Source organism: Hominiventricola aquisgranensis, assembly GCF_040096225.1.
Taxonomy (GTDB): Bacteria; Bacillota; Clostridia; order Lachnospirales; family Lachnospiraceae; genus Hominiventricola; species Hominiventricola aquisgranensis.
Window position 1 is genome coordinate 66,890 of the sequence record NZ_JBBMFC010000008.1, and the last position, 19,957, is coordinate 86,846.

General features: G+C 46.8%; 20 protein-coding genes, 2 pseudogenes and 1 riboswitch. Of the genes and pseudogenes, 2 read left to right on the forward strand and 20 right to left on the reverse strand.

Translation table 11 applies throughout. The annotated features are described in order from the left end of the window. Nucleotides 1–203: 203 nt before the first annotated feature. The 3 genes from WMO62_RS06070 to WMO62_RS06080 form a co-directional block, all read right to left on the reverse strand. Nucleotides 204–1,007 (reverse strand): hypothetical protein, encoded by an 804-nt coding sequence (locus WMO62_RS06070; protein WP_349144133.1) that lies wholly within the window; start codon nt 1,005–1,007, stop codon nt 204–206. A 315-nt stretch (nt 1,008–1,322) separates the two neighbouring features. After that, the gene (locus WMO62_RS06075; RefSeq protein ID WP_349144134.1) at nt 1,323–2,030 is read right to left on the reverse strand and encodes a tyrosine-type recombinase/integrase; all 708 of its coding nucleotides are present in this window, start codon (nt 2,028–2,030) and stop codon (nt 1,323–1,325) included. Between the two features lie 129 nt (nt 2,031–2,159). Then, the gene (locus WMO62_RS06080; RefSeq protein ID WP_349144135.1) at nt 2,160–2,996 is read right to left on the reverse strand and encodes a PepSY domain-containing protein; all 837 of its coding nucleotides are present in this window, start codon (nt 2,994–2,996) and stop codon (nt 2,160–2,162) included. A 270-nt stretch (nt 2,997–3,266) separates the two neighbouring features. Between WMO62_RS06080 and WMO62_RS06085 the strand changes: the two genes are divergently transcribed. Continuing rightward, nucleotides 3,267–4,712: an AAA family ATPase gene (locus WMO62_RS06085; protein WP_349144136.1), complete on the forward strand. Its 1,446-nt coding sequence runs from the start codon at nt 3,267–3,269 to the stop codon at nt 4,710–4,712. Beyond that, nucleotides 4,705–5,421, forward strand: a complete 717-nt coding sequence (locus WMO62_RS06090) for a hypothetical protein (RefSeq protein ID WP_349144137.1) — start codon at nt 4,705–4,707, stop codon at nt 5,419–5,421. The genes WMO62_RS06085 and WMO62_RS06090 overlap by 8 nt, the downstream gene beginning before the upstream one ends. Before the next feature lie 369 nt (nt 5,422–5,790). Further along, a riboswitch (cyclic di-GMP riboswitch) is annotated at nt 5,791–5,849 on the forward strand. Here WMO62_RS06090 and WMO62_RS06095 read toward each other — a convergent pair. From WMO62_RS06095 to WMO62_RS06175, 17 genes and pseudogenes are all read right to left on the reverse strand, one after another. After that, a pseudogene (locus tag WMO62_RS06095) lies at nt 5,842–6,147 on the reverse strand (replication initiator protein A); the annotation flags it as partial. It overlaps the preceding riboswitch by 8 nt. A gap of 485 nt (nt 6,148–6,632) precedes the next feature. Further along, nucleotides 6,633–6,896: pseudogene (locus WMO62_RS06100) on the reverse strand (DUF6809 family protein). Beyond that, nucleotides 6,893–7,255 carry a TnpV protein gene (locus WMO62_RS06105; protein WP_349144140.1) on the reverse strand — a complete coding sequence of 121 codons (363 nt, stop codon included), beginning with the start codon at nt 7,253–7,255 and terminating at the stop codon, nt 6,893–6,895. Before WMO62_RS06105 ends, WMO62_RS06100 begins: the two are co-directional and overlap by 4 nt. Nucleotides 7,256–7,547: 292 nt before the next feature. Continuing rightward, nucleotides 7,548–8,060, reverse strand: a complete 513-nt coding sequence (locus WMO62_RS06110; RefSeq protein WP_349144141.1) for a Fis family transcriptional regulator — start codon at nt 8,058–8,060, stop codon at nt 7,548–7,550. A gap of 10 nt (nt 8,061–8,070) precedes the next feature. Further along, nucleotides 8,071–8,427, reverse strand: coding sequence for a DUF4869 domain-containing protein (locus WMO62_RS06115; protein WP_349144175.1), 357 nt, complete (start codon nt 8,425–8,427; stop codon nt 8,071–8,073). 539 nt (nt 8,428–8,966) lie between these two features. Beyond that, nucleotides 8,967–9,647 carry a YoaK family protein gene (locus tag WMO62_RS06120; protein ID WP_349144142.1) on the reverse strand — a complete coding sequence of 227 codons (681 nt, stop codon included), beginning with the start codon at nt 9,645–9,647 and terminating at the stop codon, nt 8,967–8,969. Nucleotides 9,648–9,652: 5 nt separating this feature from the next. Beyond that, entirely contained in the window at nt 9,653–10,216 is a 564-nt protein-coding gene (locus tag WMO62_RS06125; protein WP_117498320.1) for a Fe-S-containing hydro-lyase, read from the reverse strand. Beyond that, nucleotides 10,217–11,062 (reverse strand): fumarate hydratase, encoded by an 846-nt coding sequence (locus tag WMO62_RS06130; RefSeq protein WP_435390464.1) that lies wholly within the window; start codon nt 11,060–11,062, stop codon nt 10,217–10,219. A gap of 94 nt (nt 11,063–11,156) precedes the next feature. Further along, nucleotides 11,157–12,770 carry an FAD-dependent oxidoreductase gene (locus WMO62_RS06135; RefSeq protein ID WP_117498318.1) on the reverse strand — a complete coding sequence of 538 codons (1,614 nt, stop codon included), beginning with the start codon at nt 12,768–12,770 and terminating at the stop codon, nt 11,157–11,159. 14 nt (nt 12,771–12,784) lie between these two features. Next, nucleotides 12,785–13,459: a 2Fe-2S iron-sulfur cluster-binding protein gene (locus tag WMO62_RS06140; protein WP_349144143.1), complete on the reverse strand. Its 675-nt coding sequence runs from the start codon at nt 13,457–13,459 to the stop codon at nt 12,785–12,787. Between the two features lie 16 nt (nt 13,460–13,475). Then, nucleotides 13,476–14,330: an FAD/NAD(P)-binding protein gene (locus tag WMO62_RS06145; RefSeq protein WP_349144145.1), complete on the reverse strand. Its 855-nt coding sequence runs from the start codon at nt 14,328–14,330 to the stop codon at nt 13,476–13,478. Continuing rightward, nucleotides 14,327–15,370, reverse strand: coding sequence for a 4Fe-4S dicluster domain-containing protein (locus WMO62_RS06150; protein WP_349144146.1), 1,044 nt, complete (start codon nt 15,368–15,370; stop codon nt 14,327–14,329). The genes WMO62_RS06145 and WMO62_RS06150 overlap by 4 nt, the downstream gene beginning before the upstream one ends. A 3-nt stretch (nt 15,371–15,373) precedes the next feature. Next, nucleotides 15,374–16,348 carry a 4Fe-4S dicluster domain-containing protein gene (locus tag WMO62_RS06155; RefSeq protein WP_118440454.1) on the reverse strand — a complete coding sequence of 325 codons (975 nt, stop codon included), beginning with the start codon at nt 16,346–16,348 and terminating at the stop codon, nt 15,374–15,376. Further along, nucleotides 16,336–16,782: a hydrogenase iron-sulfur subunit gene (locus WMO62_RS06160; protein WP_117498309.1), complete on the reverse strand. Its 447-nt coding sequence runs from the start codon at nt 16,780–16,782 to the stop codon at nt 16,336–16,338. Before WMO62_RS06160 ends, WMO62_RS06155 begins: the two co-directional genes overlap by 13 nt. Next, a complete protein-coding gene (locus WMO62_RS06165) occupies nt 16,773–18,761 on the reverse strand; it encodes a CoB--CoM heterodisulfide reductase iron-sulfur subunit A family protein (RefSeq protein ID WP_117498307.1) in 1,989 nt (662 codons plus the stop codon). Before WMO62_RS06165 ends, WMO62_RS06160 begins: the two co-directional genes overlap by 10 nt. 4 nt (nt 18,762–18,765) lie before the next feature. Then, a complete protein-coding gene (locus WMO62_RS06170) occupies nt 18,766–19,155 on the reverse strand; it encodes a 4Fe-4S dicluster domain-containing protein (protein WP_117498305.1) in 390 nt (129 codons plus the stop codon). Then, nucleotides 19,152–19,949: a CoB--CoM heterodisulfide reductase iron-sulfur subunit B family protein gene (locus tag WMO62_RS06175; protein ID WP_349144147.1), complete on the reverse strand. Its 798-nt coding sequence runs from the start codon at nt 19,947–19,949 to the stop codon at nt 19,152–19,154. Before WMO62_RS06175 ends, WMO62_RS06170 begins: the two co-directional genes overlap by 4 nt. Between the last annotated feature and the right edge of the window lie 8 nt (nt 19,950–19,957).

Consider the following 19,957-nt stretch of genomic DNA (forward strand, 5'->3'; position numbering starts at 1 on the left):
AGTGCTTACATATAAGAGCGCTGCTATGAATTGGAGCGGACATAGGCAGCAAAAAGTCCTCACAAGGAGAATATCTGCTAAGATATACTCATTGTGAGGACTCTTTTGTTGACTATGCTCCGATACACTTCATACGAGCCTTATATGTATGCGCTTCCTGGGCTATTCACAGACTACATATCTTCATGCGCTCCCTGGGCTTCTCAAAATTTAATTCCTTTGATGCTTTCCAAAATCATCTTTTTGTTTTTCTCATGAAGATACGTTTCGTTTAACTTACTTTTTCGATACTGCAGATATGTATTTTCTGTACACCTAATCAGCAACTTTGCAAAATACTGTTCCCAGCTAAAATAATCTTTGCTGTCAATATACTGTTCCGGCTCCAGCAAAATCGTCCGTATTTCCTTTTCATCCACAATACCTGACTGCAATATAATCCATTCAAATGATTCAGGCAAATACAATTTCACATTTGATTTCACTTTCACTTGGTTATACAATCTGTTCATTTCAGGACCTATGGCTGCACCGTCTGCAATAACACAAGTTTCTTCCTTAGGGCAGTGCCCGTAAAACAGGAAAAAATTAAAAGTCCCAATTTTCAAACCGGAGACCTGAAAGAATGCCTGAAGCCCGATCGTTTTCAGGTTGGTCGCCGCAGAAAAATCAACGAACACCTGATCACAGGTAATATTGACAGGTCTTAATTCTTGTCCGGCAGAAGAATAGCCATTGTAACCGGTATATACTCCACCGAAATCTTTCCGGATCGTTTCTGTGGAAGCCGGAATCTTGATGGAAATGCTCTGGATACCGGCGGCCGTAATATTCTCTTGATACCACTCCGGGTTGATACCGGCGAGCGTCTTTTGATCTGTTGTCGAATCCCACAGGAATGCCTCGTCCGTCGAAATCTCAAGCGTGGTGGCTCCTGCCGTCATGACGCCCGTGTCCTCGTCTGCCGCGGCCGCCGTGATCGGCGACGCGATCAACGAAATCAGCATTTTGTTGTTCGCGTTACAAATGCTCGACGATTATCTACATATTTCATGTGTGAATTTTACCAGAAAAGTACTAGAAATTCAAGACCGTTCTTAATTTTACGCATGACGAAAAAGCCCCAAAAAATTCATTTTTTTTGGGGGGCTTTGTTTGTTGCGCCTATTTTGCAATTGGAATATATTTCGTTCTGCTGTATTCACGAAAAATCACAATTTTGTAAATGTTTCGTTCTCGAAAAATAAACAAAATGCTGATTTAGTCCAGCGCCGGTCAAACGGCGCGTTCGCTATCTTTACACAAAATGCTGATTTCGTGACCTATGAGACAAGCCCCAGTCGGTCCAGATGCCGCTGCTGTTCCGCCCCGCTAACCATCAGGTAAATGTGGGTGGTGTCGATGCTACTGTGGCCGAGGACATCCGCAAGGCGCACGATGTCCCGGCAGACGCGGTAGAATGTAGTGGCGAACAAATGCCGCAGATTGTGGGGGAACACCTTGGTCGGCTCCACCCTCGCCGTCTTGCACAGCCGCTTGAGTTCGTACCAGACCTGCCGACGCGAAATGCCCTTCCCGCTGCTTGTGAGAAAAATCTCACCGGCAGCGATTTTTTGTTTCTTGGCGTACTGCATCAGCTTGCAGCACAGCTTGGCGGGGAGTAAAATCGTGCGGATCTTGCCCTTGAGGGTGATGGTGGCCCGTCCAGCCTTCGTCAGCTCCTTAGCGCTGTCCCGGAAGATCTGCCGCTGGATCTTCAGGAATTTCACCTTGATCGGCAGACCGGCAAACCGACAGAAGCTGTTCAACGACGCCAGCATGGAGTTGATGGTGCGCGGCGCGTAGCCCCGGTGGCTCAGGTGGCTTTTCCAGCCCGCGGCGGTCTCCTTGGTGACGGTGCGCCCGTCCAGCCAGCGGGCAAAGGCCGTCAGGTCGCGGCGGTATTTCGAGATCGTCCCCGCCGAGCGCTCGTCTGCCAAAAGGGACAGGCAGTAGGCGTCGGTGCGCTCTGTTGTGATGATGCTATTCATTGTTGATACCTCCCGAATGTAGTATCAACAGTTTACTCCGGTGGAGTGAAGTTGCCCGGAATTTGTGGAGAAAAAAAAACGCCCTATGGACGAGGGATCGTCCATAGGGCGTAGTGTTTGCTGTGAAGTTTAGCGGTTCAGGGTCTCAGCTTCCCATTCGGTGACATTGCCGGAAACGGTGTCGATGGTGAATTCGTACTCGGTGCCGCCGTAGATGATCTTGCCTTCATACTCCGGGCGGCCATCGTCGTAGTCCAGCTTCCATTCGTAGATGTCCTTTTCCGTTGCGCCTGATACACGGGCAAGGGCGGTCTGCTTTGCTGTCGCCTCGCTGACGGTGGCGCTGTTGCCGGTGCCGACCACAGTTTTCGCCTCATAGCCGGAGTTGACGATCTCGCCGGTAGCCACAGCGATCTCATAGTCATACTTTGCGCCGTTCGCGTACCATTCAAGCTCGTAGATTTGGCGGCCATCGTCATAGTCCAGCTTGGATTTGGTGATAGTGGCGTCCGCCGCATTCACGCCCGCATGGGCAAGGGCGATCTCCTGCGCCTTGGCTTCGTCCACCGCGCCGGTGGAGATGTTGGTGTTGGGGGTGGTCTGCGCCGGAGTGGTGGTCACGCCGGATGCAGTGGTATCCGTCTGAGTGCTGTCTGCGGGCGCGGCATTCTTATCCCGGTAACTCGCCTCCAGCACCTCGCCGCTCTCGGCGTTGATGGAATACGCATAGGTGTAATCGCCAGAGGTGAACTCCACCTTGTAGCAGGTAATCCCCGCGACCTCGCTGAGTGTTGCGGAAGAAATGTCCGCGTCTGCCGCTTCAATGTTGGCAGCGTCCAGTGCCGCCGTCTGCGCCTGCTCCATGCTGATCTTTGCCGTCTGATCTGCCGCAGGCGTATTGCCGCATCCGGCCAGCGCCGCCGCAAGCATGAGCGCTGTTCCGGTCAAAAGCCATTTTTGTTTCATGAGATTTTCCTCCAATCGTGAGTATTGCGTGAAGTGTAACAGATAGAAACATACCTTGTCAATAGGGAAAGCGAGATCCGGTATGACCGTAAACCGACAGTATCGCTTCCTTTAGAAAAAATCAGTTTTCCGAACACGAACGCACTTTTGCGTTTTCGTTTCCGGAATACTCCTGCTAAAATTCTAATATGCGAATTTTTTATTCGCTTTTTAAGTTTCGTATTGCTATTTTTAGAAAAAGTGGGTATACTGAATTTGGAGGTGGTATCTGTGAATGAAACTCCTATTGTTCGCATCCAGCGGGCAAGTATCAAAAAATTTAGAAATGTTGAGTCCGGTGACATTCGTTTTCCATGCAATTATGGAGAGGATATTTTTGCGCCGAAAGCTGATGTCCTCGGTATTTACGGTCAGAATGGCTCCGGCAAAACAACATTTATCGATGCACTGGAAATCCTAAAAACGCTGCTGTCCGGGCAAAAGGTCGGCGCAGAACTGTCAGACTGCATTTCCTACGGACAAGAGAAAGCAGAACTGCAATTTGAGTTCAGTATCCTCAAACTGCATGAGGGCAATGTTGCGTACAGACGGCGGTTTATCTATGCCGCCGCCTTGAGCAAAGACACGATCGATGAAACCATCAAGTGTGTCACATTCAGCAGCGATTCTGAAAAGACTTCTCGGCTGAAAACCATCTTTGAGTGTACACATCAGGAGGAAGATGATGTATTCACGCCGCAGGTGAAATCGGAATCGCTGTTCGGCTCTAAGCAAAGCGCAAAAATGAATGAGCTTCGCGTGACCAAGCTGCTGTGCCAGAAGGAGCACCGTTCGTTCCTCTTTGCTCCGGAGTTTCTGAAAATGCTCCATGACGCAGCGCAGGACAACGATGATGAAGTCGAGCCACTGTATGAAATGGCGCTTTACGCCAAGACCTCGCTCTTTGTCATTCTGAACCGCAACAACGGACTGATCTCGTTGGATGCAGCGATCCCCGTGAACTTCCGAACGGAAACGGCCGGCGGTATGTTCACACTGCCGATCGACCAGCCGAAAACAATACCGACTCGGTTCTTGGAGATCATTCGTCAGGTCATCTCGACCATCAGCACCGTCCTTTGCAAAATCATCCCCGGTGCAAAGCTGACGCTTGTGGAGCTTGGCACGGAGCTGATGGAGGACGGGAATCAGGGAACAAAGATCCAGTTAGCACGAGAGCTGCTCTGTGCCAATGGTGAACTGCACCGTTTGCCCTTGAAGTATGAATCCGAGGGTATCAAGAAAATCACCTCGATCCTGCATCTGCTGATCGCCGCATACAACGATCCGTCCATTACACTTGCAGTCGATGAACTGGATGCTGGTATCTACGAGTATTTGCTGGGCGAGCTGCTGCGGATCATGCAAAACTCCGGTAAGGGTCAGTTGATCTTCACCTCGCACAATCTTTATCCGCTGGAAACGCTGGAGAGCAATTCCATCGTCTTTACAACGACCAACCCCAGCGCCCGTTATACGCGCATCAAAAGTGTGCGGGCAACAAATAATCTGCGCTCCATGTATCTGCGTGAAGTCATTCTCGGAAGTGATGATGACGCAGCACTCTATGAAGAAACCAATGTGTCTGAAATCGCTCACGCAATGAGAGTCGTCGGCAAGCGTATGGAGAGCATTTCTTTGTCGGATGACGCCCCCTCGGAGGTGTCCAATGGCTAAGAAGAAAGTTATGCTTTTTATCGTAGAGGGTCCAACAGACGAAACCAGTCTTTCTACGGTTTTGAACCGTATCTTTTCTTCCTCAACGGTAAAATTTCAGGTCGTTCACGGGGATATTCTGACCCGCGATTTCACTTCTTCGGATAAGATCGTGGCTGCCGTTTGGGAACAGGTCAAGGAGTTTATGGGCAGTATCTACAGAAAGAGCGATATTTGCAGAATCGTTCATCTCACCGACATGGACGGTGTATTCATCCCTGATGATGCTGTTGTCGAAGATGATTCAATGGAAATAGGCGCTCCGCCTTATTACACGGAAACGCAAATCCAAACGCCGAACCGTGCGGGGGTTCTTAACCGCAATCAGCGCAAACGGGACAATATCGACCGGCTCTCTGCCTGCCCTAAAATTGCAACCATTCCATACAGTATGTACTACTTCTCTTTGAATTTGGAGCATATTCTTCATGGAAGGACAAATCTTTCCGACTGGGAAAAGATTCGGTGTGCCGAGGAGTTCGACTTGAAGTACGGCGATGACCCGGACGGATTTACGCTGTTTATGAAGGAATCTTCCTTCTCCGTATGCGATGATTACCGCAGTTCGTGGGCGTTCATCAAAACAGAGTTACATTCTCTGGAACGGTATAGCAATTTTGGTATTGAGTTGCCGTCTGTGGAACCCGCGGAAGCTGAAACTGATAACTGATTTTCAGCGAGGAGCACCGAAACGAAGGATTTGCAAGCAATGGAAAGGGATATCCTTTCCGCTTGTTGGGGAGTGCCCCAAACCCCCGAAAAATCCTGACGGATGTTTTCGATTGCCGTCCAAAGTCCGACAAACCCTGCGCCGGTCGGCGCAAAAGAAATGCCGCAGGCAGTATCTCAATGATACCGCCTGCATTTTTCTTTTCTGCTGGAGATCGCTCTTTGTACATATTGCGAAATGCTAAAAATCAACGTCGTTTATTTTATACAAATTTTCGCTGGTTTGTGCGGCTGAAAACTATTCAGATTGACAATTTCATAGTAGTTTGATATGCTTTATTTAGATAAATAACCCAAACTCTTAGGAGAATGGCAGAAATGGCAAAACAGAGGAAACTCTGTGGCGCAAAGCTATGCCTTGCTTCTTGCGCTCGATAAGACCGACCTTCTCCAATTCGGCATACAGGGCGATTGCCTTGTTGTGACCGCAGCCAAGAGCGCTCATGATCTCGCTCATGCGAAAATAAATGAACACACGCCCGTCCTCGTCCATCCAGCGGTTGCGTGCGGACAGGCTCATGCGGTCCAACATAAGCGCGTACAGCATCTTTGCCGACACAGAAAGCGTCTTGTAGGTGGGACTGAAAAGGATTTTGGGGATGCGGAAGAAAGTGTACTGTTCGGCTTCCAAGCCGTAATAATAATCCAAAGTGATAGGTTCTGACATGATGATTGCCCTCCATTTCTGCGACAGCGTAGGGCAATCCGTTCTTAATTAAACAAATTGTACGTTCGTCATCTGTTCCATATTTAATTTGAGCATAAAATCCGTCTTCGATTAAATCGAGATCATGAAGAACTTCAATATATTTGATTAAAGTATTATCAATGAAATCTTGTTCCTCTTTTATACGAACAATTGCCAGATTGACTACTTGTGTACGATTCTTTCCGACGAACTTAGTATATCGTGCAACATTGCTACCTGGATGCTTAACATCACCCCATTTTCCAACATACACCATAACATTCCTGTCTTTTTTATATAACTGATGCCAGTAACCTACAAACAGACTAATCATTTCAGCGTAAGACTTATATAACGATTAAGGGCACCAATTTGGGACAGTCAGAAAATGTTTTTTGCATTTTGATGGATGCAAAAATGCCACCCGAAGATTGTTCCCACGGGTGGCATCAAATTGTTTATGTTTATTCTTCCATGACTTCCAACATCATTCTGGCACCCAACTTAAATCCGTTTTGGAATATGAGGCAATCTGTAATAACTTGATTTTCTCGCACACAGTCGGTGTATTTCTCAAACAGTTCTTTCTATTCGTTCGTCATGGTGGCTTTGAGATTTTCTTCGTTCCTGTAGATCAGCTCCACTAATTTCTTGTACTCTTTGTTGGACGATGTATCATACTCGGTAGGTTCGATATTGCCGTACCAAAATTCTTCAAGCAATCTCATACAACATCCTCCCCATAAACCAGTTCACGGAGAATGATTTCCTCTGCCTGTGCTTTAAGACTGTTCATATGAGTTACCCATTCAAGCTGCTGTGTTACCTTGTCTGGTGCTGGATTCTTCGCCAACAGATCCGTCATCAGCAACTCTATTCGCATCGCACAGGTCTGCTGTACTTCCCACAGATGCGGGAACAGTGTTTCCGTCAAGACCATATCGTTAAAAAGCATCGGTTTGTTCTGTCCTAAGAACGTTCTGCGCATTCTGCCATATTCGCCAAGGGACTGTGTTTCCGTGTGTGCCAATCTGATGTCAGGGAAATAGTAATCACCGCATTGGGTATAAGTTAAGTTCTGAGTCATAATCGCACCTCCAATCAATCTGCTGTTTTCACTTAAATTGTACTGGATGGAGCAGGAAAAGTGAAGTTTGTCGCATACGAAAATGAGCGATACCTGGTCATTCAAACCAAGTATCGATCATTATGTTTTTTGCTAACCTCGACTGCCAGATGCCATAATCATAGAAAATTAGTTGCTTCCTGTATTATGGGCACCCAGCATTACCTGTCTTTTTTATCAAATCAAAAAGATTTGATTTTCCACCTGCGCTTTCACATTCAATTCCATACTCTTTGCCGATTGCCTCAAAAAACTAATAGCCTGAATTAGAATCTTCTACGAGCAATTTCTCCGGTTCTGACTGACAAGGCAGCATTTCTGAGTAAATCTGATACATCTGCTGATACACTTTTTTTGTATTCTGATATTTTCCAGATGCATGTAATCCATAGATTTCTTCCACACTATATGGCAGATTATATAGATTCTCTCTTGTAATCAGCACAAAATAATTGTCCGAATTGCGAACCTCTGCGGCAAATTCCTCTGTATTGATAAATGCATTCTCTTCATCTGTAAAAATAATATTTCCATGCATATTCTGCAAAAGAAGTTTCCAGTTCGCACCCTCCAATACTCTGCATGGAGCTTCACAGACCACATCAACTCCACTGGATCTGCCAAGATTTTCAGCCTGGCGCAGCATATTGATCAATGTTGTCTTTCCTGTTGCACTGTCCCCTTGAATAATTGTAATATTTCGCCTTATCTCAAACTCATAATGCAGTCTGTTATTCTGTAGGACAACTCTGTATTTTCCCTTCATCAGACCTCACCTAAACAAATTTCCCTGCAATCCCAATGAACTCCTGCATATTATGAACCATATCTCCGGTATTCAATATCTTCGCTTCCATAGGTTCCTCGCCAAAATCCATAATATGCCGCAGATTAATTGTCAGATTCTTCATCCGACTGATCTTCAGAATCCATTTTGCACAATTATCACCACATGCAGAAGCATTAAAAATCTGTTCTTTATCATCCAAAGCCATCAATATCAGTGTTTTCACACCACCAGATAATTCCTTTGGCGATATCGGCCCCAATACTGGACTCTCAATCAGATGCGCTCCAATCACTTCTGACCGGTCCACATCCCTAATCATCTCTCTCGACAGTTCATCCGTGATCTATTCATCTTCATACGTATTGTCAAAGTATACCGGTGGATAATAAATCGCCTTATCCATCTTTCCCAGATAAATACTCAGCATAACTGCCCTCCCATTCAAATACTATCCCCATTATAGATGAAGCCTATACCCACGTCAAATGCTAATTCTAAAGTATACGCACATGACCCTGTAAAGCTCAAAGCACTCATAATATATACAACCTCTAAGAAGCCCGGGAGCACGCATACATATACAACCTCGAAGAAGCCTAGGAAGCACACCTACATATGTAACCTCGAAGAAGCCCAGGGAGTGCTTACATATAAGAGCGCTGCTATGAATTGGAGCGGACTGCATGACAGAAAAATCCGGTCAGAGCGAACACTTCTTTTTAGTGTCCGATCTGTCCGGATTCTTTTGTTATGCTGTACGATACACTTCATACGAGCCTTATATGTATGCGCTTCCTGGGCTTCTCAAAGACTACATATCTTCATGCCCTTCCTGGGCTATTCACAGACTGCATATCTTCATGTGTTCTCTGAGCTTCTCACCTATTCAATCTGCTCCGCAAACATGAGGCAGAAACTGATAAGCAGCAGGATGCAAGATCCCCAGATCACCGGCACGCCATAATGAATGGAGAGATTTCCACCAATTCCGGCACCAACAGCAAAGAGGAAGATCACACCAAAATAATGTCCCACCTGCTCCAGCTGCTGCTTTTTATGATTCCTCATGAAAGCGGATAATGCTGCCATTCCGCTTCTCAGATTGCCAATACACATGGTGCTTGCATAGGCATATCCATCCACTTTACGAAATGCCTGTACCTGCATGGCACATGCAAAGGATACCAGTGCAGTTGCTCCCATGTTCATCTCTGCCGGCATGAATCCTACAACAAACAGGATCAGGATCTCCATCAGCAAGATGCTCTGTCTCCAATGGAGTTTTTTTGCATAACGGAACCGTTCTGCGATTCTCTCAGCTACCAGTACACCTCCTGCAAAAGCCAGAAGTGGCACCAGATATCGAAGTCCCTTCTGCCAGTTTCCGGTCATCAGGTTCTGACTCATAAGGACTACGTTTCCAGTCTGTGCATTGGAAAAGACTTCATTTCTGGTGTTATAGGTATATGCATCCTGAAAACCGCCAGATAATGCCAGAAATGCATTATTGATAAATGCCTCTGACATCTGCTGCTTTTTTGATAACTTGTAAAAACTTTTCATGATGATTAATTTTGATGCTCCTTTAGATACGCTTTTCTTCCATCATCATAAAGGTTATTACCCTCACTGTCAATAATAACTACTAACGGCATATCTTCTACGTACAATTTTCTGAGAGCTTCTGCACCCAGATCCTCATATGCGATCAGTTCACATTTCTTGATACATTTTGCAAGCAGTGCTCCTGCTCCGCCGATCGCTCCGAAGTACACACCACTGTATTTTTTCATAGCATCCACTACTTCCGGAAGTCTTGCTCCTTTTCCGATCATACCACGGGCACCTACAGACATCATGGTTGGTGCATACGCATCCATACGTCCGCTGGTGGTCGGTCCTGCACTTCCGATGACCTGTCCTGGTTTCGCTGGTGTCGGTCCTACATAATAAATCGTTGCATCCGCAGGATCAAAAGGAAGCTTCTCGCCTCTTGCCAATGCTTCACACATTCTCTTATGTCCAGCATCACGGGACGTATAGATGGTGCCGGTCAGGAGAACACTGTCCCCTGCATGCAGAGTCTTTGCCAGTTCTTCGGTCAATGGTAATGTAATCTTTCTTGCTGCCATCTAAATCACCTCCGTCTTATGGCGTGTCACATGACAGTTGATATTGACTGCACAAGGCATGCCTGCAATATGGGTCGGTAAAGTCTCGATATTCAGTCCGATTGCTGTGGTCTTTCCTCCAAATCCCTGCGGTCCGATACCAAGCTTATTGATCTTCTCCAGCATCTCTTTTTCCAGATCTGCATAGAACGGATCCGGATTTTCGGAATCCAGCGGACGCATCAAAGCTTTCTTAGCCAGCAGCGCACATTTATCAAAGGTTCCTCCAATGCCAACGCCAACCACCATAGGCGGGCAGGGATTCGGGCCTGCGGTCTCTACGACTTCCAGGATAAAGTCCTTGATTCCCTGAAGTCCTGCTGAAGGCTTGAACATACGGATCATGCTCATATTTTCGCTGCCAAAGCCTTTCGGTCCTACAGTCACTTTGATCTTGTCACCAGGCACGATCTCTGTATAGAGCATTGCCGGAGTATTATCCCCTGTATTGCCTCTGCGAACTGGATCTTTCACTACAGATTTTCGTAAATATCCTTTATCATAACCTCTGCGTACACCTTCATCAATTGCTTCTGCAAGATCTCCGCCTGTCAGATGTACATCCTGTCCGATCTCCAGGAACACACAGGCCATACCTGTATCCTGACAGATCGGTACATTCTCTGCATCCGCAATTTTATAATTTTCAATGATATTATCGAGTACCCCCTGGGCGATCTCCCCATCCTCGCAGGCACGGCAATGCTCAATAGCACATTTCACATCGGACGGAAGATGCTCATTTGCCTCGATGCACAGTCTCTCGACCACATCCGTGAGCTGACTGACATTTACTTCACGTATCATGATAAACCTCCTCTTATGGAACTTTTTGTCTATTGTAACACGGACAGACATAGGGTGCAAAATCTTCCTGTGTCTGTCCGTCCAGTTTTATCAATTATCGCTGCTCATGTCTTGCATAATTCGGCAGAAGCATCGGCGACATTTTTCCTGTATGAATATCTGCTTGCTCCAGTTCATCTTCATAATGATAAATATGATCCAGATTCAGCTTGCCAAGCTCAACATCCTTGCATTTTGCTGCAGCCTTTTTGCCGGCATTACGTCCAAATACGATCACATCCAGCAGGGAATTACCCATCAGCCGGTTGGTTCCATGGATTCCGCCTGCTGCTTCTCCTGCAACTAAGAGGTTCGGGATCTCTTTTGTAAATCCATCTCCATTGATCTCAAGTCCTCCATTCTGGTAGTGAAGGGTCGGATAGATCACGATCGGAACTTTTCTCATGTCAATGCCATAGTTCATGTACATACGGAACATTGCCGGAATCCGTTTTTCAATGGTTCCTTCGCCTCCGAGGATCTCGATCATCGGAGTATCCAGCCATACACCTTTGAGTCCGCCCGGAACTTCTACACCGCGGCCTTCTCTGCACTCACGGATGACGCCGGAAGCGTTGACATCACGGGTCTCCAGCGGATGAATATAAGCTTCACCCTCAGCATTAACCAGCTGAGCACCGACAGAACGTACTTTTTCTGTTACAAGCGCACCAAGAATCTGAGAAGGATATACAGCTCCTGTCGGGTGATACTGGATAGAATCCTGATACAGCAGTGCTGCACCGGCACGGTATCCTAACACAAGTCCATCTGCTGTTGCCCCATAGTGGTTAGAGGTCGGGAATCCCTGGTAATGCATTCTTCCTGCACCGCCGGTTGCGATCACAACTGTTTTGGCTCTTGCCACCATATAATCACCGGTCTCCATATTCTGGAGAACGGCTCCTGCAACCTGACCTTTCTCATCTTTCAGAAGTTCTACCGCAGAGGTGAACTCAACCACCGGAATTCCCAGGTTCAGAACTTCATCCCTGATGGTACGCATGATCTCAGATCCAGAATAATCCTTTGCTGCGTGCATTCTCTTTCTGGAAGTTCCGCCACCGTGGGTGGTGATCATGGTTCCATCTGCCTCTTTATCAAACTCAACACCCAGTTCATTGAGCCATTTGATCGCGTCCGGGGCTTCCATAACCAGTCTCTTTACCAGCTCTGGTTTTGCAGCGAAATGTCCGCCGCCGAAGCAATCCAGATAGTGCTGTACCGGAGAATCATTCTCCTTATCTGCCGCCTGGATTCCTCCCTCTGCCATCATTGTATTGGCATCACCGATTCTAAGCTTGGTTACGATCATAACGTCTGCTCCGGCGTTGTGCGCCTCAATGGCACAGGAAGAACCTGCTCCGCCGCCGCCGATCACAAGCACATCCACATCATAATCAATTTTTGTAAGGTCGATCTTCTCATGGAGCAGACGGCTGGTGGAATGCAGCATCTCTGCCAGCTCTAACGGTGCCTTCTGTCCTTTGTTCGGTCCCACCTTGATCTGGGCAAATGCATCTGGATTATAATCCGGATGGAACTCTTTCAGAAGAGCATCCTTTTCATCTGCGGTCAGACGTCTGGGCTCTGTTGCCATACGCTCTGCTCTTGTAGCTTCTACCTTTTTGACCGACTCCATCATATTTTCTGGATATGGTGCATACATTTTTCATGCCCTCCCTATTTCTCAATCTCTCTGTTGTTATAAAGCTCCTGCATCTCCGTGATCGGCTTGTGCATGATCTGCTCGATCAGATCATCATAAGCACCTTCATGGATCTCTTCCACACGTTTGGTCAGATGTTTTGCTTCCGGAGCAATGTATTTACCAGTCAGACGTCTTGCCAGCAGTCCTACCATCGAATGAGAGATCTCTGCCGGACAACGAACAGAACAGCATCCGCAGCTTACGCAGTCAAAGGACTCTTCTGCACATTTCTCCAGTTCTCCTCTCTGTGCATAAGCAATATACTGCATGACATTAAGACTCTGGGTACAGGCTTTGGTACAGGCATTACAACCAATACAGCTGTAGATCTCCGGATAAAGTTCCATCATCACCTGCTGCCCCGGCCTCAGATCATTGATATCATAGGTTCGTTTATCTGTCGGGAAGAACGGAATGCTTGCCACATACATGCCTTCCTGTACCTGCGTCTGACAGGCCAGACAGGTCTTCAGCTCATTCTTTCCCTTGATTCTGTAAATGGTTGCACAGGCACCACAGAAACCGTGGCGGCAGCCACATCCTCTCTTTAATGTATATCCGGCATATTCCATAGCAGTCATGATGGTCAGATCTGCAGGAACACTGTATTTCTTACCGAAGAAATAGACATTTACCATATTTTCCATTTTCGTCATCCTTTCTCTAGTACTCCGCAGGCATCTCATCCAACTCATCGCAACGGAATACCGGGCCGTCTTTGCACACATATTTGGTTCCAATATTGCAGCGTCCACATTTACCAACACCGCACTTCATACGAAGCTCCAATGTGGTATAGACCTGATCTCTTGAAAATCCAAGTTCTTCCAGACCTGCAAGTACAAACTTGATCATAATAGGCGGTCCACATACCAGAGCGGTCTTATCCGTGTCAAATCCAATCTCTTTTAAATAGGTCGGAACAAATCCCACATGACCGTCCCAGCCTTCCTGTTCCCGGTCAATAGTCAGATATACATTGACATTTTCTGCCTTCATCCAGACTTCCTGGATCTCTTTTAACTGTACCAGATCATCTGCGGAACGGGATCCATATAAAATATCAACGGTTCCGTAATCTGCCCGGTTGTCCAGCACATAATTGATTACAGAACGAAGTGGTGCAAGTCCGATACCTCCGGCGATAAACAGCAGATTTTTACCTTTCAACTTATCCTCCACCGGAAAATGGTTTCCATAGGGTCCGCGGACGGTGATCTCATCGCCTACTTCCAGACTGTGCAGCGTCTCTGTCAGACTTCCGCATTTCTTGATACTGAACTCCTGATATTCTTTATTGGTCGGTGAAGAAGTAATAGAAAACATTCCTTCACTGACTCCCGGTACACACAGCATGGCACACTGTCCAGGCATATGTTCAAATAATTTTCCACCCTCCGGAGCATTGACCCGGAACGTCTTTACATCCGGTGTCTCCTGACGGATATCTGTGATCACTCCAACCTGAGGGATCAGCACATCTTCTGTATAGTTTTTATGACAGGTACATTCGCTCATGCCTTTTCTCCCCCTTCTTTTTCAAATGCTTTGATCACTTTTACAATATTCAGGGCAGACGGACATTTTTCCACGCAGCGGCCACAGCCAACGCAGGAATACATGCCCTTATTGTTTGCCGGGAAATACACCAGCTTGTGCATAAAACGCTGACGGAATCTCTGCATCTGGCTGGTACGGTTGTTGCCGTGTGCCATCATGGTGAAATCTGAATACATACAGGAATCCCAGCAGCGGAACCGTTTCACGCCATGTCCTGTATCATAATCTTTGATATCATAGCACTGACAGGTCGGACATACAAAAGTGCAAGTACCACAAGCCAGACAAGGTTTGTAAAGCTCCTCCCACAGCGGAGAATCGAATCTCGTCTCTGTTGCATTTCCATCCCAGCCTTCCAAAGAGAGATGGCTGTATGGAAGCTTCTCTACGATCGCACGGATCGCTGTCTGTTCTTCAGAAAGCTTCTTCTCGTCTTCTGTATCTGCATCCGTCAAAAGTCCTGACAGAATTTCCGTCAATGTCTGTCCCTTCTCAGTCAGGGCTTTCCAGTACAGTTCTTCTCCTGCAAACCAGGCTGCCACATCTGCAGCCGGTTCTGCACAGTCAATACCAAATACCTTGCAAAAACAGCTTTCCTCCGGCTCATGACAGGCAATCGCCACCATGGTTCCATGCTCTCTTCTTGCTGCATAAAAGCTGTCCACCGGATCTGCTAAAAACACCTGATCCAGCACCTTCACACCCTGTACATCACAGGCTCTCATGCCAAATACGGTAAATTTCTGCTCTTTTAACGCTTCCGGCTCGACTTTGAGCTTGCGTCCTTCCCGTTCACAAGTATAGAGATTTTCACTCTGGGGGAAGAAAACATCTTTCGGAGACTTTACGCTTTTTAATGTATCAATATCTACCTCGGCATCCTCGGACCAGGAGCCAAAATTTACTTTTCCAGCGGTTTTCACCGGCACATACAGTTCCTGCTCTGCGGCAATGGCACGGAATAATGCCGTCAGATCTTCTTTTTTAATCTTGTACATCCATTATCCCCTTTCTCCCACAATGCTGGGTTCCACATCATCAAATGTATAGTTGGTCAGCGGGCCTTTGCTGTCAGTATCTTCACCGGCCTGATACTCGCCGTAAAACTGATCAATATCTTTGATAAATTTCCGATTGAACAGGTGCAGCGGAATTCCCTGCGGACAGACACGGCTGCACTCTCCACAATCTGTACACCGGCCTGCCACATGGAAGGCACGGATAATGTGAAACATCTTTTCTTCAAAAGAATCACTGTTTGCTTTCTGGGCACTGTCAAATTTTGTGCTGTCAAACACACATTTTCTGCAGCTGCAGGCCGGGCAGACATTTCGGCATGCATTGCAGCGGATACATTTGCTCAGTTCTTTCTGGAAAAATGCAAATCTCTCTTCCGGGCTCATGGCCTCAATCATCTCTACCTCTGCAAAACGGTCTGCATCCTTGGTCTCTCTGGACTCACCGATCAGTTCATCGTAGATCTTGTGCTCTTTTCCCTTGCACACATGACAGCGGGATAACATGGCATCCTTATATTCTACTGTTTTCTCTCCATACAGGGTTTCCACCGTCAGTGTGTCTGCCTCATTTTCAATCTGGGCACCTTTGATATCTGTGATACCCTTGATGCCTGTCTCACGGATCTTTTCGATATCAAGCTTACCTCTGCAGCCCACACCAATAATATATGCTTTTTCACGATCTACTCTGTGTTCTTTTATCAACTGGTTAAAACTATAGGTATCGCACGGCTTCAGGCAGACCAGTGTCTTTCCATCCAGTTTAGAAGCCTCGATCATATATTTACTTAAATTCGCTCCGCAGAATCCGTCGTATACAAACTCTTTCAGACTTTCTTCGGTCTCAAAATATGCCGGTTCCGGATTCCAGGGCATATCTCCGGCTTTCCAGCCAAGCACTCTTGCCACAGTTCCATCAGCAAGCAGCTCTTTTGCCCTCTTTATCAGTTCCTGCATCGTAAATCCTCCAATCTCACATTTCTGCCAAGAGATGTGATCTTCTCTACAAATTCATTCATAGTCTGTGAGAATTTTACACCCTCTGCTGCAGATACCCATTCTACACGGGTACGGCCATTTTCCACTCCGATGAAATCCAGCATGGAAAACAGTAATGTCATACGGCGTCTTGCATAGAAGTTACCAGTTGAATAATGACAATCTCCTGGATGACAGCCGCACAGGATCACTCCGTCTGCTCCTTTTTCGAAAGCACGGAGAATAAACATCGGATTTACACGGCAGGAACAGGGAACGCGGATGATCTTCACATCTGCCGGATAGGAAAGTCTGCTGCTTCCTGCCAGATCAGCTCCTGCATAACTGCACCAGTTACAGCAGAAAGCAACGATCTTAGGTCTGAATGTTGTTTCGTTGTTTTCTATCGACATATTGCATCTACCTCCGCGATAATCTGTCTGTTGGAGAATCCCTTCAGATCCATGGCTCCGGACGGACATGCAACCGTACATGCACCACAGCCCTGACAAAGTGCTCCATTTACCACTGCCACTCTTCTGGTCTCACGGATACCATGATCGTTGACCTGATGATCCTCATAGGAAATAGCTCCATAAGGACATACATTTGCACAGGTCGAACATCCATTACACAACAGCTCATCTGACTGTGCGGTACACGGATTGGTAGTCAGCTTATCTTTTGCAAGCAATCCGATAACTTTGACTGCTGCGGCACCTGCCTGTGCAACGGTCTCAGGAATATCCTTTGGTCCCTGACATACACCGGACAGGAAGATTCCTGCAGTCGGTGACTCTACCGGACGAAGCTTTGCATGGGCTTCTGTCAGGAAATTATTGGTATCAATGCTGGCAGTCAGCATGGTTGCGATCTTTCTTACATCCGGATTAGGCTCTATGGCAGCTGCCAGGACGACCATGTCGGCTTCTTTTTTGATCTGCTTATTGTCTAGCAGATCCACGCCCTGCACCAGAAGCTTTCCATCCGGCTGCGGGATCACTTTGCCTACCTGTCCTTTGATGTAATTCACACCATACTGCTCTACGGCTCTTCTGTAGAACTCATCAAAGTTCTTACCAGGTGTACGCACATCAATATAAAATACCGTCACATTTACATCCGGGTATTTATCACGGATCAACATAGCATGCTTGGCGGTGTACATACAACAGATCTTGGAACAGTAGCTCTTTCCTCTGTCATCCGCACAACGGCTTCCAACACACTGGATGAATACCATCTCTTTTGGTGCTTTTCCATCGGACAGGCGCTCCAGATGTCCTTTGGTCGGTCCTGCCGCATTCATAATACGCTCCAGCTCCAGAGAGGTAATGACGTCTTTACTCTGGCTGTATGCATATTCATCATAATTGTCAAGCTTGATCACATCAAAACCAGTAGCAACTACGATTGCTCCATATTTCTGTGTAATGATCTCATCCTGCTGGTCATAGTCAATAGCTCCGGCCTGACATACTTTTGAACATACACCACATTTTCCGGTTTTAAATTTGATACAGTTTTCGCGATCAATAACCGGTACATTGGGAATTGCCTGTGCAAATGGAGTGTAGATCGCTGTACGGTTTCCCAGACCTCTGTTAAATTCACTCGGGATCTTCTTGGACGGACATTTTTCCTGACAGACACCACATCCGGTACATTTGTCCATATCCACGCTTCTTGCTTTTTTACGGATATCTACTGTAAAATCACCAACAAATCCACTGACTTTTTCTACTTCACTATATGTATAGATCGTGATCTTTTCATTGGATGCTGCATCTACCATCTTCGGAGTGAGAATACATGCAGAACAGTCCAGTGTCGGGAATGTCTTGTCAAGCTGTGACATTCTTCCTCCGATACTTGGCGTCTTCTCCACAATATCCACTTCATATCCAGCATCTGCAATATCCAGTGCTGTCTGAATACCGGCGATACCGCCTCCGATGACCAGAGCTCTCTTAGTGACCTGACTCTCTCCCGGTGTCAGCGGTGCATTCAAATTGACTTTTGCAATGGCAGCACGCGCCAGGATCACTGCCTTCTTGGTTGCCTCTTCCATATCCTTATGGATCCAGGAACAATGCTCACGGATATTGGCAATCTCTACCATATACGGGTTTAAGCCCGCCTTCTTTGCTGCATTTCTGAAGGTGGTCTCATGCATACGGGGTGAGCAGGAACAGACAACCATTCCTGTCAGATGCTTTTCTTTGATAGCTGCAGCGATCTTTGCCTGACCAGCTTCTGAGCACATATACTGATAGTCCTCTGCATGAACTACACCTGGCTCCTGCTGAACCATTTCTACTACTTTTTTCACATCTACCGTTGCAGCGATATTACTGCCGCAATGACAGACAAATACTCCGATTCTCTGCATCGGGTCACCTCCTGTATCTTCTGAACGCACTGACAAGAAGCTGCTGCGGCAGTTCTTCATCCAACAGTTCCGGGATCTCATCTGCGGTCAGATAGTTCTGTCCACGCTGACGAATCACCAGCTGTCTTGCTGCATCGATCAGTTTTCCTGGTTTCACATCTCTCGGACAACGCTCTACACACGCGAAGCAGGAGAGACATTTCCACAGAGATTTCGATTGTACCAGTGCTTCAATATTTTCATTCTGCACATAGGAGACAAACTGATGCGGTTTGATATCCATCTCGTCAAATGCCGGACAGGACGCCGAGCATTTTCCGCATTTCATACATTTCAGCGGATTCACGCCGCTGATCTCCTTGATCTTTTCAGCCTGTGAGCTTACTGTATTCATGCGTTGTCTACCTCCTCTTTCACACCAAGGGCTTCTGCCAGAAGCTCTGTGAAATAATAAATCGGAAGATCTCCTGCGGTATTTTTATTCAGGTTATACATGCAAAGGGGACAGGCGGTAATCAGCATGTCTGCTCCAAATCCTTCCGCACTTTCTACGATCTTGTTGCACATGTTCTTTGCCATGTCTTTTTCTTTCAATGAAATGTAACCGCCGCAGCACTCATTCCGATATGGATAAATGACCGGCTCTGCTCCCAGTGCCCGGATAAAATCTTCCATGATCTTCGGATTTTCCGGATTGTCAAATTCCAGAACTTTTCCAGGACGGAGCAGCAGACATCCATAATAAGCACCTATTTTTTTGCCTGTCAGCGGATGGGTCACTTTTTCTTTGATCATATCGAATCCGACCCGGTCACGGAGTACTTCCAGATAGTGGAGCACATTGGTCTCTCCCTTGTAGGGCTCTTCCAGCTTCAGATAGTTGTTGGCTCTGGCCTGAATATCCTCCACATGCTTCATATCATCGTTGACTCTCTTCAACACATGATGACAGGCGGAACAGACGGTGATCAGTTCCTGTCCTTTTTCTTTGGCAGCCTGAAGTGCACGGATGGATGCAAGCTTGGTTGCGATCTCATCGCTGCCCAGCGGATATACACCGCCGCAGCACTGCCAGTCTTCGATCTCTTCCATCTCAAATCCAAGAGCCTCCGCAGAAGCTCTTGCATAAGCGTCAAGATCTCTGGCTTTGTTCTTCAGAGTACAGCCCGGATAATAACTGTATTTCATAGCCTGAT

What these genes read in the sequence shown, in the direction of transcription:
- WMO62_RS06120 (WP_349144142.1), bottom strand. Translation starts at nt 9,647, where the DNA reads ATGAAAAGTTTTTACAAGTTATCAAAAAAGCAGCAGATGTCAGAGGCA.
- WMO62_RS06110 (WP_349144141.1), bottom strand. Translation starts at nt 8,060, where the DNA reads ATGAAGGGAAAATACAGAGTTGTCCTACAGAATAACAGACTGCATTAT.
- WMO62_RS06140 (WP_349144143.1), bottom strand. Translation starts at nt 13,459, where the DNA reads ATGGAAAATATGGTAAATGTCTATTTCTTCGGTAAGAAATACAGTGTT.
- WMO62_RS06155 (WP_118440454.1), bottom strand. Translation starts at nt 16,348, where the DNA reads ATGCAGGAACTGATAAAGAGGGCAAAAGAGCTGCTTGCTGATGGAACT.
- WMO62_RS06130 (WP_435390464.1), bottom strand. Translation starts at nt 11,062, where the DNA reads ATGATACGTGAAGTAAATGTCAGTCAGCTCACGGATGTGGTCGAGAGA.
- WMO62_RS06105 (WP_349144140.1), bottom strand. Translation starts at nt 7,255, where the DNA reads ATGACTCAGAACTTAACTTATACCCAATGCGGTGATTACTATTTCCCT.
- WMO62_RS06150 (WP_349144146.1), bottom strand. Translation starts at nt 15,370, where the DNA reads ATGTACAAGATTAAAAAAGAAGATCTGACGGCATTATTCCGTGCCATT.
- WMO62_RS06125 (WP_117498320.1), bottom strand. Translation starts at nt 10,216, where the DNA reads ATGGCAGCAAGAAAGATTACATTACCATTGACCGAAGAACTGGCAAAG.
- WMO62_RS06135 (WP_117498318.1), bottom strand. Translation starts at nt 12,770, where the DNA reads ATGTATGCACCATATCCAGAAAATATGATGGAGTCGGTCAAAAAGGTA.
- WMO62_RS06145 (WP_349144145.1), bottom strand. Translation starts at nt 14,330, where the DNA reads ATGAGCGAATGTACCTGTCATAAAAACTATACAGAAGATGTGCTGATC.
- WMO62_RS06075 (WP_349144134.1), bottom strand. Translation starts at nt 2,030, where the DNA reads ATGAATAGCATCATCACAACAGAGCGCACCGACGCCTACTGCCTGTCC.
- WMO62_RS06175 (WP_349144147.1), bottom strand. Translation starts at nt 19,949, where the DNA reads ATGAAATACAGTTATTATCCGGGCTGTACTCTGAAGAACAAAGCCAGA.
- WMO62_RS06090 (WP_349144137.1), top strand. Translation starts at nt 4,705, where the DNA reads ATGGCTAAGAAGAAAGTTATGCTTTTTATCGTAGAGGGTCCAACAGAC.
- WMO62_RS06080 (WP_349144135.1), bottom strand. Translation starts at nt 2,996, where the DNA reads ATGAAACAAAAATGGCTTTTGACCGGAACAGCGCTCATGCTTGCGGCG.
- WMO62_RS06160 (WP_117498309.1), bottom strand. Translation starts at nt 16,782, where the DNA reads ATGTCGATAGAAAACAACGAAACAACATTCAGACCTAAGATCGTTGCT.
- WMO62_RS06070 (WP_349144133.1), bottom strand. Translation starts at nt 1,007, where the DNA reads ATGCTGATTTCGTTGATCGCGTCGCCGATCACGGCGGCCGCGGCAGAC.
- WMO62_RS06165 (WP_117498307.1), bottom strand. Translation starts at nt 18,761, where the DNA reads ATGCAGAGAATCGGAGTATTTGTCTGTCATTGCGGCAGTAATATCGCT.
- WMO62_RS06170 (WP_117498305.1), bottom strand. Translation starts at nt 19,155, where the DNA reads ATGAATACAGTAAGCTCACAGGCTGAAAAGATCAAGGAGATCAGCGGC.